Source organism: Kouleothrix sp. 19917 (assembly GCF_057073505.1).
In genome coordinates, this window is the sequence record NZ_CP097099.1 from 1,497,704 (window position 1) to 1,509,869 (window position 12,166).

Below are 12,166 nucleotides of genomic sequence, written 5' to 3' on the forward strand. Positions count from 1 at the left end.
CTCTGGAGGTGTATGCTCAGCGCAAAAGGAAGGTAGTCCAGTTGAAACAGAAATGACAAAGCGATGGACGCAAAAATGTGATCAGGACAGCGTTCGCCCAACGGGTTGCGCTTTAGCGGCGCCGCCACCGATTGATGGCAAGCACATTGTAGCAGAAACTGGCGCTGAAAAACGCACGATCTCGCTCGACGCGAAGCGGCGTCCGCTGCAAGCGCGTGTTGGGCTACCAGTTTGCCGCCACGTTGCATTGTGATCAACTCACGCTGAAACGGGGTTACTACGAACATACCATTGTAGCGTCCATCGCACCTCAAACCCGACCGCTTCATAGAGTTTCCACGCAGCTTGTTCTTCTGCTTCAACAATCACCATTGCGCGTCCGGCTCCGTGCGCTTGCATTCGGCGCAGACCTTCTTCAAGGACCGCTCGTGCTACTCCTTTGCGGCGAAATTCTGGTGCCGTTCCCACTGGCTCGAACTGCCCAACTCGGCTTTCTCTATCAACCCAGCACATCGCAAAGGCCGCAAATTGCCCATCTGGCGAAACCGCTACCAGATCCAGATCGCGATTGTAGCCGGGCGAGCGCATGAACTGACGATACCGTTCAATCAATGGAGGAGCCTCAAACGCAGCAGCGAGCACCGTTGCGCGTACATCTGCTTCCTGCGCATCATTGACCGCTCGCACAACAAAGCCGGGTGGCAGGTGTGGCTCTGGACAGGGTGTTGTGAGACTTTGGTCGAGATACAGCCAATCACCAGCCGCTTGATAGCCACGTTCCGTGAGAAGCTTTACACGGAATGTGTCGGTAACTGTTCACAGTTATCCTAAGCTTATGCTATACTCGGCTGCATGACGCTTGAAGACGAAGTTGAGCGCCTGCGCGCAGTCAATAGCGATTTGCACGCTCGCGTCGGCGAGCTAGAGCAGGCCTTAGCGGCTGCTCTGGCTCGGATTGCCGAACTGGAACAGCACCACGACGAGCCACCACCCTTCGTCAAACCTAATCGACCCAAACCAGCCTCGCCAAAATCGCCGCGCAAGAAGCGAGCACCTCAGCACAATCACAACCGCAAGCGAATGACCCCGACCCGCTCGGTCGAGCATGCGCTTGAGCGCTGTCCCGACTGCCTCTACCGCTTACAAGGCGATAGCCTCGATTATTCGCGTGAGGTGATTGAACTGCCTCAACCGCAGCCGGTCGAGGTCGTCGAACATCGGGTAATCAAACGCTTCTGTCCGCACTGCCAGCGCTGGCACAGCCCCAAGCTCGATCTGAGTGGTCAGGTGCTGGGGCAAGGGCGTATCGGCGTGCGCATCATCAGCCTGCTCGGCTACTTGCGTACCACGCTGCGCTTGCCCATCCGCCGCATCCAGGCGTATCTGCACAGCGTTCATCAATTGCTGCTCAGCACAGGCGAAATCGTGGAATTACTCCATCAGTTGCGGCAGAGGTTGCAAGCCGAGCTCGAGGCGCTCAAGGCACAGGCGCGTGCCAGTCCGATCCTGCACGGCGACGAAACGTCGTGGCGCGAGGATGGAATGAACGGCTACATCTGGGCGTTTTCAACCCCAGGCGAGCAAGCTGTGCGCTACTACGACTACGACCACTCACGTGGACAGGCCGTTGTGAAACGCATGCTGGCTGGTCAGTTTGAGGGCCACCTGGTGAGCGATTTCTACTGCGGCTACAACATCTATGCCGGCAAGCATCAGCGCTGCTGGGTTCATCTGCTGCGCGCGCTGCGGGAGCTGAAGCAGCAGCACGCCGACGATGCGGGGGTACTCGCAGTGGGCGCAGCAGGTACGAGCGCTCTACGACGATGCCCAAAGCTGGCTGCGTGAGCACGAGCAGCCGATACGCGAGCAGCGCGAGCAGCAGTACGTGCAACTGACGGCACGGGCGCACGCACTCGGGTTCGCCTATGCGCGGGTCAAAAAGCATGCCTGCCAGGCGCTGGCGAAACGGTTGCTGCGGCACGAGGAAGAGTTGTTCCAGTTTGTGCTGATCGATGGCTTGAGTGCGGATAACAATCTGGCCGAACGCAGCATCCGGCCGCTGGTTGTCATGCGCAAGATCAGCGGCGGCTCGCGCAGCCAGCAGGGAACCAAGACTCGGCTGGGCTTGGCAAGTCTGTTCGAGACCTGGCAGGCACGCAAGTGCAACCCGTTTGAGGAATGCGTCAAGCTGTTGAGCCAAGGCGCAACCTCTTCGACCGAATGTTCTTTACCCCAACAGTGAACAGTTACATGTGTCGTTTGAATTGACAAGCGTGGAATTGCGACGATTGCTTGAAAGATGCTGCTCGGCCCACTGGAGCATTTCGGCTTCAAGCGCGCTTCCGCGATGTGTCGGATGGATTTGCAGCGTAAAGCCGCCAAACGGAGGATAGAGCAAGACAAAGCCAAGGATATCGCCGTTCTGATCTTCCCAAAGCTGAACAAGCGAGGCTGGAGGATACTCGGCGAGCATATGAAACATCTGCCAGGTGAGATCGCCGGGATGTAACACGTAGGTATGAGGCGCATCAGGACGCAAGAAGCTGAGAAACTGGGAGAGGCGGGTGAAATCATCAGAATGGTAATAGGGGCGATTGGTTATGAGCATCAACGCTCCTTCTTGTGGTTGACGGAAAACGTATGGCGATATGTTTGATAACTGGTGGCCCAACGGGTTGCGCTTTAGCGGCGCCGCCACCGATTGATTGCTGTCACATTGTAGCAGACACTGGCGCTGAAAAAGGCACGATCTCGCTCGACGCGAAGCGGCGTCCGCTGCAAGCGCGTGTTGGGCGTGAGCACTGATAGAAAGCCAAACTGAAGCATGAGCCACAGACCTTAAAGCGATACGAGCAACTGCGCTGGGCGGAATCATTTTGGCCGGAACCACATTCAGCACCACGAGCATTCGCACCACGCGGGGTTGAGACAACCTGGAACAGAACCACGCGGCATAACGAGCTTTCGTACCACGTACAAATGCACCAAACGCTGACTGGAACCACGTCAGCACAACGGGCGCTCATACCATGTGGGGTTGAGAAGGCGTTGACTGGAATCACGCGGCACAACGGGCCTTCATCCTACGCTCGATTTGCTCCTTCGTAGCGGCAGGGCGATCTTCTGCCAAAAAGACAGAAAGTGATATTCAAGATCGAGGGAACTTCGCGCCTAAGACTCGCCCAACGGGTTGCGCTTTAGCGGCGCCGCCACCGATTGATGGCAACCGCATTGTAGCAGATACTGACGCTGAAAAACGCCCGATCTTGCTCGACGCGAAGCGGCGTCCGCTGCAAGCGCGTGTTGGGCGCGAGCTTCGATAAACCGCCGAGTTGAAGCATGAAACGACCACACTGAAGCGATATGAGCAGCTGCGCTTGGCGGAATCACGTTGACCGGAACCACATTCAGCACAACGAGCCTGCGCACCACGCGGGGTTGGGGAAGCGCGACACAGAACCACGCGGCACAACGGGCTTTTGTATCACCGTGAAGCGCGCCAAACTTTGGCTGGAACCACTTCAGCACAACGAGCGATCGTACCACGCAGGGTTGCGAAAACCTTGAACAGAACCACGTGGCACAACGGGCGCTCATCCCACGCTCGATTCGCTCTCTTGTGACTGTACTGCTTTGGTATGCCAAAAAGACAGAAAGCGATCTGCGAGATCGAGACACCCTGTGAAACGAGACGCGCCCAACGCTCGCGCATCAGCCGCGCCGCCACATATAGAGCAGTAGTGGCTTTGAGCCAAATCCAACTTTCAAAATCGCCCCGATCTTGTCGACGCGTAGCGGCGTCGGACTGCATGCGCATGTTGGGCGCAAAGCCGAATGACTAACTGCATAAAATCATATAACCCCTCATATAGACTAGAAATAATCTATATGAGGGGTTATAAAAGATATAGGATTATTAAGTTGTCAATTTGACTGAGCTACTAAGCTCTCAATGGTAATTCGCTGAACTACCACTCCATCAAGAGTGTCGGTGATTTCTAAAGGGATATTATCTTGTTGTCGATATCTTATAGTGCGTTTTGCCTCTCGCTGATTGGACGCACACGAAGCCAAGCCAGCCTGTTTTTCTATACCCGATGGGTCGGTACAGGGAAGATGCTCGATATACTCCAAGCCTTTTTCACCTACTGCCCTTTCTGCTAGTTGTGTTACTAAGGGCTTATTCATAAGAAATGAAATGTAATCTGGTCGTAGCCACTCAGCGGAAATGTGTATGCCTTGATCTAGTGCGACATTGTTCACCGTCTTTTGACCAGTACGAGGGTCAAAACTGGTAACGGTAGCCCCATCATATTCATCCCAAGCTCCAGCGACTGCGGGAATTGCACTATGAGATAATATCTCGGTTCGCCAATGAAGTGCATCAGTATACGTTAATTTGATCCGCTGCGTGCCAGGATTTCCATTAATGCCTAAACCATATCTCCATTCCTGGTATACCATTGTGAAAGCCGGCCATTTTTGTGATGGCAATACAGGAGCCGCATTACTTTGCTGGAAGAGACTAAAAACAGCTCCTATTACGATTATAGCCATGATCAACATGGCGATAGTTTTTCGATGCGGCATTCTCTACTCCTTGTTATGCATCAACTGTCGAGGCTTCAGCCAGAGCCATTGCCAGCGAACCGCCTAAAACTCGGCTCTGTTTTACAAGTTATGTGGGATCGCTATATTAAGATGAGCAAACGCCTGTGCCAACCTCAGCGGACGTATTATTCCAAAGATAGTGCTCATAAATTGATGAACACCAGTAATATGTTCCAGATGTAGGAGTAGATTCTTGATAGCGATGTTTGAACTGAACCGTCGTTAGATTACTCCTTGTCCGATTATCATTTGCCCAATTGAACCAAGGACTCAGGGTAACATCAGTTCTCCAACCACTTTGCCCCCATGTCTCACGCCAAACCCAAGATCCATTTACTGATTCAAAATCCTTTATCCAATACATTTGCCATTGTTTTGCTCCACCATCGATCGCTCCTTTCCAGTTACGATCACTAATCTGTGCTTGGCTTCCGCTAATAGTATAGATGACCTGAGTACAACCGTACTTGGAAAAAGGACTATCACATCTTACAGGAGTAGAAAGAGCAAAAACCGAACGAATAGCAAAGGTAAATAGAAGGGTTATCCCTATTATAGCAAAGAGCATAATCATTGATCTCGGATCGGCCAGAGGCGGTAGCCACAATGGGCGAAAAAGGCGCGAGCGTCGGCGGAAGAAATCAACGCAAGTGCTTGCTCAATCGCTTGCTCAAGCGCCTCGCGCGTTCGCGCCTTACAGCGGCGTATGTGCGCTTTGATTTTGGCAAACGCCAGCTCAATCGGCGAATAGTCCGGCGAGTATGGTGGCAGATACAGCGCACGACAGCCACGCTGCGCAAGCAGTTCGGCAATTCGCCCACCGTGATGCACTCGCGCATTGTCGAGCACTATCACCTGTCCTGCTCGCAACGTCGGCCCGAGCACATCCTGAATGTACGCTTCGAACATCGCGCGGGTCAGACCGCCACTCATCACCACGCTCGGGCCAATGCCCTGGGTGCTGAGCGAAGCGAGCGTAGTGGTATTACGCGGAGTGTTGCGTGGTGTCTGCTCACACACGCGTTGCCCGTGTGGTGCACGTGCATAGCGACGGGTCATATCGATGTTACTGCCGAATTCGTCCAGCACCACCACATCGTCGGCCGCAACTCCCGTCTGGACTGCGGCAAATACCGCTCGCTGCCACGCGTCACGCTCGCGTGCTATCAGACTCTTTTTTTTCGCGTGAAGCCTAGGCGTCGTGCCGCTCGACCAAAGGTCCAGTGCGAAATCGGCGTGTCGTGCAGTTGATTCCACTGCTCAGTGTGCTCAGCAAGTGTGGCATCAGGAGTGAGTTCGAGCAGGCGACGAACACTGGCATCATCAGAGGGCTTGAGCGTTCGAGGGCGTCCGGAAGGCTTGGTCGGCTCAAGGCTGCTGTGGTCACGTTGCCGTTTGAGCCAGCGTTTGATACTGCCGTCGCTGACCTGAAAGGTGGTCACCACCTCGCTTCGTGGCATTCCTCGTTCAAGCGCGTCGAGCACGCGTTGTCGTAAATCGACTGAATATGCTTTCATGCTCCTCAGTCTACCACACGATCAATCTTTTTGCCCGCTGCTATAAGGTAGCTGCCAAATATTTCGAAGAACGAAGCAAGGGATGAGTCTTCATGCGTTACTCCTTCTACTGTGGAAATTTAGATAATTAGTTGGATTGAAATTAGCGACCATCAAGTGATATCCGAAAAGGCATCATAATCGCGTAAATACAATGATAGAGCATATTTGAAACTTTGTCAAGTTTGCGCCCAACGGATTGCGCATCACCCGCGCCGCATCTGTAGATCGAGATTGCACTGTAGCTGGTTTCTATCTTCAAAATCGCCCCGATCTTGTCGGCGCGTAGCGGCGTCGGGCGCATGCGCTGGTTGGGCGGCGTTGTAAATTATAAATTAAAATCGATACCTCTTAATCCCAGTCGTGCATCCAATCGGCAGATTCGAGATTGGCGAGGGGCTGTAGGGCTTCAGAAGTGATATGCTTTTGTTTTCTTAATCCCTTAAGTACTTGTCTTACTATTCTATCATTCTTATTCACGTTGTAAACACTAAGTTTCGGTGCAAGTACTAGAAACTCATTGACCATGTTGCGAGAGCGTAATTCAGCGTTTTCTAGTTTTATGACCTCGTCATTAACTATTGTATAACCATCATAATAATCAGCAAGTGATATATATTGGCCATTGTAAAAACCAACCTCTTCGTAATCTAAAGTAGATTGTTCAACCGTAGACAAACCAAATGAAGGCATTCACTACCCTACAGAAAATTTGTTCGATGAAATAGGTCGTATTTTATCGAACAGATGAGCGTAAATACAGGCAGGACACCGTCCTGTTCATCCGAAGTGTAAAGAGTTTCTTTGTCCGAACAGCTCAAACTCTTCCGATATCGCGTAAAAATGGTATTCGTACCGCATAGGGCTGTACCTTCAACCTATGTTATGGTAAAGTTGTTGAATAGCACGGATTTTCTGTACGGTAGTGAAATGAAGGCATAGGACCAAGTTGAAGGAGAACGTGCTGAAGCTCATGGGTCTGATTTCTGTAAATCCACAAGTCGTTAATCTGGCATTCGCGCGCTCCAATTAACCAAGTAGTTTCTGAGAGCTGTTCTATAGGACAAGTTGGGTTGTGGCCAAATGCGCTAAACCACCATAGATCATGATCGTTGCAATAATTTTGTAAGCCAAGGAGAACTCTTGAGATTGTTTGGCTATTCTTCGCCTGAACAAAGCCATATGTTCCTGGCATTCTACTTCGTAGCAGGTGATCAAAGTCTTCCTGCTGCTTCAAAAATTTGACCATCCGAATGTTCTCTGGATCATTAGCATATGAGCGCTGTTGGTTAACAAGGTTCTTTACATCATTGACTGATTGAGGTCGCTCTGATGGTGTCTGTTTTACAAGCTGTTCAATCAACTCATCAAATACACCTAAGCTAGGCACTATGCTACTTAATCGTGGATATCCCAATCCCCTAATGACCTGGCCTGTAACACAATAATACAAGATTTGACCTAAAGCATAAAGATCCATTGAGGGTGTTGGATTGCCATAATATTGTCTTTTTATCTGTTCAGGTGCGGAAAATTCAAAGTTTGCTAAGCGTTCATTTGGCTCAGTCACTACAAAACGATTGTGTAAGTTTGGATCAAACCACGCTATTCCAAAGTCTGCAAGAACCCATTGATTATTTGAGCGCAAGAGTATATTTTGAGGCTTAATATCGCGATGAACAATCCCTGCTTCGTGTATAACTTGTAAGTTGTACAATAATCTATCAAGTAGATCTTCAAAATCGTTGGCACTTGTAAGTCTATCTTTATTAGAGATTATCCCGATTTATGATATGATATCTCTCCAAACAGAAGGAGCAATGTCATGCCATTACGATATGAAATAGAACGCGACAAGGCGTATCGGATCCTTGATTTGACCAGCTTGACGGTTGAAGAGTTTGATATCCTCGCCGTCCCCTTTGAAACTGCCTTTCTTGCGCGAATGCGTGACTGGACGCTCGAGGGCAAGCCCCGCACTGGTCGGCGCTATAGCCAGTATGCAACCTGCCCCTTGCCCTCCAAAGAAGATCGCCTGCTCTTCATCCTGACCTATTTCAAGCAAGCCGCGACCCAGACCTTTCACGGCGCTGCCTTTGGCATGGGCCAGCCGAAAGCCAACCAGTGGATCCAGGCGCTGCTGCCTGCGCTCCATGCTGCACTGGCGAGCCTGGGCGACTTGCCCTCACGCAACCTTGCCGACTTGAAAGAACGCCTCACTGCGCTCTCGTCTGAAGCATTCGCGACCCCTTTTTTCACGATGGCACCGAACGACCAATCCACCGTCCCAGTGACCCAGCCGACCAGAGCAGTTTCTACAGCGGCAAGAGCAAGCGCCATACAGTCAAGAATGTACTGCTGATCCGCGCGTTGATGATCCTGTTTCTGAGTGATACCTTCGAAGGGAGTGTTCACGACAAGGCGATTGCTGATCTGACGCCCTACCCGTTGGCAGAGGGCAGCGAACTGGTCGATGATCTGGGCTTTCTCGGCTACGAACTGGCGGGTGTGGAGCACACACGTCCATTCAAGAAGCCGAAGGGTGGCGAACTGACCGCCGAACAGAAAGCGCACAACCGCCTGGTTGCACAGCGTCGAATTGTGGCAGAACACGTGATCAGGAGTGTGAAACGCTGTCGAATAGTCAAAGACACGATACGTCTGTGGAAAGACGGGCTCAAAGATATGGTGATGGAAGTGAGTTGCGGTTTACACAATTTCCGTGTTCGAACCAACCCTTGGCCATCTATTCATTCTTAAATCGGGATAATGTCTACTATACGCTGTATGAAGTGTTTTTTTGCAACGCTCCATGATGAAATATGGTACTCTTACATGACCTATATCTTGTACGCCAAAATGGTACAATGGAACTATCACTCCTGTCGAAACGAGTTTAACTAGGTTTCTGTATTCATCTAAGAACCTGGCATAGCGGGAGGATGGTGGTGATGTAACTGCCTCTGCTAAAAATTTAATAGCAGTACCTCCAGCAAAAGATGACTCAAATACGAGAGCATTTCCTCCTTCTGCAAATTGTGGACCTATATGAACTTCCCCAAGATCAGAGGTGAATTTATGGTTAGACTTAACCCAAGAGCGAATCTGACTTTTTATAGCTAGTTCCGTCATAAGTCAAGTCCTAGTGAAATAACTCATAGTCCTTCAATCTCGTTTATAGATCATTTTAGACGATCGGAAAAGTAGACGCAAATGACAATAAAGATCATAAAGATGACGCACACATGTTCGAATATGATGGATGGCCGATCATCGCCGCCCAACGGGTTGCGCTTTAGCGGCGCCGCCACCGATTGATGGCAAACACATTGTAGCAGAAACTGACGCTGAAAAACGCACGATCTCGCTCGACGCGAAGCGGCGTCCGCTGCAAGCGCGTGTTGGGCGTCTATTCTGTCGTTTGTTTTCCCGTTGTCCTCACTGTTCCCCTTTCGCAGCAGCGACTTTGGCGAAGAGCAATTCAGCCCACGACACTCCATCAATCGTCACGTCTGATAACGGCCAAAGAAATTGCGGTGCCCATTGGCGACGAGAATGAGTTGGCAAATCAATCAGGATGTGTAGACACCACGCGAAAAGGCTTGCTGAGAACCACCGTTTCCAAATGATACGATGGAGAAGTGCCAATAGGCCGAGAACTGGAAAGCTATGAAAAATATGGTGTGCCGTTTTCATCCATGCAGGTGGCTCGGGCCATGTGTTTGTAGCGAGAGCAGGGCCGAGTTGCCTGGTTACAAAAAGCCAAGGAGGATAGGCACAATAGAAAGGCGCATCTGCAACTAAACCACCAAGAATAGTGCTTGGCTTCGTGTCGATGCAGACGCGTGTTATCAGAACATGGGTGATTGGATCCATCACACGATTTCCCAGAGTGCGTGAGGATGCACAGACTTTTATCTGGCGCTCGCTCGACTCGTTTGAACATGACCTGATTGATTGAAACGGCGCAGAAAAGATAAAATCAGTAATGAAATAAGACTGGCTGTTTTTACGAAAACTCGTCGTGTAGCCTTGTCGCACTTTTATAACCCATTACGAAAAGGCGACATAATGAAGAGAAGATTGATACGCGGAAAAAGGAGACCTGCCGGATTATACTTTGAAAAGTATTTGATGAATAGACGCCCAACGGGTTGGCGTTCAGTTGCCGCGAGCGCGCTGCACAGGCTTCTATCAAAAACGCACGATCTCGCGCGCGAAGCGGTCAACTGCAACGCCGTGTTGGACGCTGCTGTTTAATTCATGCTTATTGCGGTGCAAGGATAATATGTCTCTACAGTTGAGACTATCGTGGTGGCATTGGAATAATTTCGAGCAGACGTTCGCTTGTGTTGGAAAGGAACTGGCCAATTGCGGGCGCGTGTCGGCGAAGTAGAACTTCCACTTCTGTAGTTGTACAATTCCCAATACGGATCCAAATTACTTTTGGTGGCGCACCCCGTAGGGCGCTCAGGTCATTGAAGTCCGAATCTTTGGTGACAATGGTGTAGTCTTGCTGACCTGCAAACCTCCAAATAGCATCATCTTCGGCATTGAAAAGCCCATGGAAGACAACATGGCTTGAAGCTGGAAAAAGATCATCCAGTCGTCCGACGAGCTTTCGTGAAAGGTGATGATCGAAGAGCAGTTTCATGCGGCAGCTACAAGGATCTGATGATCGCGATCGGCGGCAAAACTCAGGCAGGCGTGAATATCTTCCTCGGTCAAATCAGGAAAATCCTCAAGAATTTCTGGAATTGACATTCCAGCGGCCAGATAAGATAGGACATCATAGACAGTATAGCGGAGACCACGAATGGTCGGCTTACCACTTCGGATATTTGGATTAATAGTAATAATGGAACGGTAAGACTTGTCCATACGAATGCCTCTCAAATCGCTGCGCCGAGTGGGGTGCTTGAACGTGACGAGATAATGTGATTGTACCATACTCGTGGTCGCACAGTGATGGCAGCGTCCAACGGGTTGCGCTTTAGCGGCGCCGCCACTGATTGATGGCAAGACCATTGTAGCAGAAACTGACGCTGAAAAAGGCACGATCTCGCTCGACGCGAAGCGGCGTCCGCTGCAAGCGCGTGTTGGGCGCAGCCTCTTGCGTTCCGCTTTATGGCGCATCTTGCACATAGTGAATAGCGACTGCCTGACCTTGATCGTCAAACTGCGTGATCAAAGTGATCCCACGTGCAATCGTGATTTGATATTGGTTTGCTGCGGTCACAAGGAGCTTGTTCTCCCGGTACACCTCCTTGAATTTTGTCTGGCTGTCGCCAAGCCCAAATCCTTCAAGGGTGCTTCCATCAAACGGTGGTGTGAGCAGAAGTGAAGCAGCAGGAGAATCAGCAGTATTGTCCCAAAAATCAATTGTGATACCGGAGTGGTATGTCCATTCTGTTCCGCCTTGCCCGTGAACGATGCCTTCTGTATCTGGTTGTCCAAGAATGGTAGCAATTGTAGAACGTGGCATGCCAAGTGAAATCGCTCCAGACGACGTTTGGATTGAGGGCTGAAGCGCAGGGTGATGTGATGGCAAGAGGGTAGCGCTTGGAGTGGATTGCGCAGGAGTTTGTAATTGTGGAGGTGAATGAACCGCCGTGGTATCAGGAACAGAACGTCCACAGCATACGAGAAAGAAAACAGAACCGACCAGGAGAGTTCGGAGGACTGAGCGTACCATACGTGCCAAATCCTTCTCCCAAAGTGAAAAAGAGCAAGAATAGCAAAGCCGATGTCAGTGGATATGGAGAAGGTAACCGGCAAACTGACCGATACCATCAAGTGCGAGATGAGTTTGAGTTGCGCCCAACGGGTTGCGCTTTAGCGGCGCCGCCACCGATTAATGGCAACCACATTGTAGCAGAAACTGACGCTAAAAAAGGCACGATCTCGCTCGACGCGAAGCGGCGTCCGCTGCAAGCGCGTGTTGGGCGTGAGCTTTGATAAACAGCCGAATGGAAGCATGAGACGCCGACGTTGATGCG

17 protein-coding genes are annotated in these 12,166 nt (G+C 50.8%); 5 read left to right on the forward strand and 12 right to left on the reverse strand.

Annotated elements, in window-relative coordinates:
• Window positions 1-258: 258 nt before the first annotated feature.
• Entirely contained in the window at window positions 259-687 is a 429-nt protein-coding gene (locus M1P90_RS06055; protein WP_483701745.1) for a GNAT family N-acetyltransferase, read from the reverse strand.
• 165 nt (window positions 688-852) lie between these two features.
• On the opposite strand from M1P90_RS06055, the gene M1P90_RS06060 reads away from it, so the two are divergent.
• Window positions 853-1,845 (forward strand): IS66 family transposase, encoded by a 993-nt coding sequence (locus M1P90_RS06060; protein WP_483701746.1) that lies wholly within the window; start codon window positions 853-855, stop codon window positions 1,843-1,845.
• The gene (locus M1P90_RS06065) at window positions 1,775-2,242 is read left to right on the forward strand and encodes an IS66 family transposase (protein WP_483701747.1); all 468 of its coding nucleotides are present in this window, start codon (window positions 1,775-1,777) and stop codon (window positions 2,240-2,242) included. The genes M1P90_RS06060 and M1P90_RS06065 overlap by 71 nt, the downstream gene beginning before the upstream one ends.
• Here the strand turns inward: M1P90_RS06065 and M1P90_RS06070 are convergent.
• The 7 genes from M1P90_RS06070 to M1P90_RS06100 form a co-directional block, all read right to left on the reverse strand.
• Window positions 2,228-2,608, reverse strand: coding sequence for a hypothetical protein (locus M1P90_RS06070; protein ID WP_483701748.1), 381 nt, complete (start codon window positions 2,606-2,608; stop codon window positions 2,228-2,230). The genes M1P90_RS06065 and M1P90_RS06070 overlap by 15 nt on opposite strands.
• A gap of 1,316 nt (window positions 2,609-3,924) precedes the next feature.
• A complete protein-coding gene (locus M1P90_RS06075; protein WP_483701749.1) occupies window positions 3,925-4,590 on the reverse strand; it encodes a hypothetical protein in 666 nt (221 codons plus the stop codon).
• Between the two features lie 106 nt (window positions 4,591-4,696).
• Entirely contained in the window at window positions 4,697-5,185 is a 489-nt protein-coding gene (locus M1P90_RS06080; protein WP_483701750.1) for a hypothetical protein, read from the reverse strand.
• The gene (locus M1P90_RS06085) at window positions 5,182-5,700 is read right to left on the reverse strand and encodes a transposase (RefSeq protein WP_483701751.1); all 519 of its coding nucleotides are present in this window, start codon (window positions 5,698-5,700) and stop codon (window positions 5,182-5,184) included. Before M1P90_RS06085 ends, M1P90_RS06080 begins: the two co-directional genes overlap by 4 nt.
• A 77-nt stretch (window positions 5,701-5,777) precedes the next feature.
• Window positions 5,778-6,128: an IS630 transposase-related protein gene (locus tag M1P90_RS06090; protein ID WP_483701752.1), complete on the reverse strand. Its 351-nt coding sequence runs from the start codon at window positions 6,126-6,128 to the stop codon at window positions 5,778-5,780.
• 390 nt (window positions 6,129-6,518) lie between these two features.
• Window positions 6,519-6,860, reverse strand: a complete 342-nt coding sequence (locus M1P90_RS06095; RefSeq protein WP_483701753.1) for a hypothetical protein — start codon at window positions 6,858-6,860, stop codon at window positions 6,519-6,521.
• A 190-nt stretch (window positions 6,861-7,050) separates the two neighbouring features.
• On the reverse strand, window positions 7,051-7,953 hold the full coding sequence (locus M1P90_RS06100; RefSeq protein WP_483704610.1) for a serine/threonine protein kinase: 903 nt from the start codon (window positions 7,951-7,953) through the stop codon (window positions 7,051-7,053).
• 39 nt (window positions 7,954-7,992) lie between these two features.
• On the opposite strand from M1P90_RS06100, the gene M1P90_RS06105 reads away from it, so the two are divergent.
• Together M1P90_RS06105 and M1P90_RS06110 are read left to right on the forward strand one after the other, a co-directional pair.
• Window positions 7,993-8,529, forward strand: coding sequence for a transposase family protein (locus M1P90_RS06105; protein WP_483701754.1), 537 nt, complete (start codon window positions 7,993-7,995; stop codon window positions 8,527-8,529).
• Window positions 8,445-8,927 carry a transposase family protein gene (locus M1P90_RS06110; RefSeq protein ID WP_483704612.1) on the forward strand — a complete coding sequence of 161 codons (483 nt, stop codon included), beginning with the start codon at window positions 8,445-8,447 and terminating at the stop codon, window positions 8,925-8,927. The genes M1P90_RS06105 and M1P90_RS06110 overlap by 85 nt, the downstream gene beginning before the upstream one ends.
• Window positions 8,928-9,605: 678 nt before the next feature.
• Here the strand turns inward: M1P90_RS06110 and M1P90_RS06115 are convergent.
• From M1P90_RS06115 to M1P90_RS06130, 4 genes are all read right to left on the reverse strand, one after another.
• Window positions 9,606-10,043: a hypothetical protein gene (locus M1P90_RS06115; protein WP_483701755.1), complete on the reverse strand. Its 438-nt coding sequence runs from the start codon at window positions 10,041-10,043 to the stop codon at window positions 9,606-9,608.
• A gap of 430 nt (window positions 10,044-10,473) precedes the next feature.
• Window positions 10,474-10,821 carry a DUF5615 family PIN-like protein gene (locus tag M1P90_RS06120; RefSeq protein ID WP_483701756.1) on the reverse strand — a complete coding sequence of 116 codons (348 nt, stop codon included), beginning with the start codon at window positions 10,819-10,821 and terminating at the stop codon, window positions 10,474-10,476.
• Complete coding sequence (locus M1P90_RS06125; RefSeq protein WP_483701705.1) at window positions 10,818-11,048, reverse strand: DUF433 domain-containing protein; 231 nt, start codon at window positions 11,046-11,048, stop codon at window positions 10,818-10,820. Before M1P90_RS06125 ends, M1P90_RS06120 begins: the two co-directional genes overlap by 4 nt.
• A 244-nt stretch (window positions 11,049-11,292) precedes the next feature.
• Entirely contained in the window at window positions 11,293-11,652 is a 360-nt protein-coding gene (locus tag M1P90_RS06130; protein WP_483701757.1) for a hypothetical protein, read from the reverse strand.
• 77 nt (window positions 11,653-11,729) lie between these two features.
• Between M1P90_RS06130 and M1P90_RS06135 the strand changes: the two genes are divergently transcribed.
• A complete protein-coding gene (locus M1P90_RS06135; protein ID WP_483701758.1) occupies window positions 11,730-12,125 on the forward strand; it encodes a hypothetical protein in 396 nt (131 codons plus the stop codon).
• The last annotated feature ends 41 nt before the right edge of the window (window positions 12,126-12,166 follow it).

What these genes read in the sequence shown, in the direction of transcription:
- M1P90_RS06060 (WP_483701746.1), top strand. Translation starts at nt 853, where the DNA reads ATGACGCTTGAAGACGAAGTTGAGCGCCTGCGCGCAGTCAATAGCGAT.
- M1P90_RS06065 (WP_483701747.1), top strand. Translation starts at nt 1,775, where the DNA reads ATGCGGGGGTACTCGCAGTGGGCGCAGCAGGTACGAGCGCTCTACGAC.
- M1P90_RS06070 (WP_483701748.1), bottom strand. Translation starts at nt 2,608, where the DNA reads ATGCTCATAACCAATCGCCCCTATTACCATTCTGATGATTTCACCCGC.
- M1P90_RS06075 (WP_483701749.1), bottom strand. Translation starts at nt 4,590, where the DNA reads ATGCCGCATCGAAAAACTATCGCCATGTTGATCATGGCTATAATCGTA.
- M1P90_RS06080 (WP_483701750.1), bottom strand. Translation starts at nt 5,185, where the DNA reads ATGATTATGCTCTTTGCTATAATAGGGATAACCCTTCTATTTACCTTT.
- M1P90_RS06090 (WP_483701752.1), bottom strand. Translation starts at nt 6,128, where the DNA reads ATGAAAGCATATTCAGTCGATTTACGACAACGCGTGCTCGACGCGCTT.
- M1P90_RS06095 (WP_483701753.1), bottom strand. Translation starts at nt 6,860, where the DNA reads ATGCCTTCATTTGGTTTGTCTACGGTTGAACAATCTACTTTAGATTAC.
- M1P90_RS06105 (WP_483701754.1), top strand. Translation starts at nt 7,993, where the DNA reads ATGCCATTACGATATGAAATAGAACGCGACAAGGCGTATCGGATCCTT.
- M1P90_RS06115 (WP_483701755.1), bottom strand. Translation starts at nt 10,043, where the DNA reads ATGGATCCAATCACCCATGTTCTGATAACACGCGTCTGCATCGACACG.
- M1P90_RS06120 (WP_483701756.1), bottom strand. Translation starts at nt 10,821, where the DNA reads ATGAAACTGCTCTTCGATCATCACCTTTCACGAAAGCTCGTCGGACGA.
- M1P90_RS06125 (WP_483701705.1), bottom strand. Translation starts at nt 11,048, where the DNA reads ATGGACAAGTCTTACCGTTCCATTATTACTATTAATCCAAATATCCGA.
- M1P90_RS06130 (WP_483701757.1), bottom strand. Translation starts at nt 11,652, where the DNA reads ATGCCACGTTCTACAATTGCTACCATTCTTGGACAACCAGATACAGAA.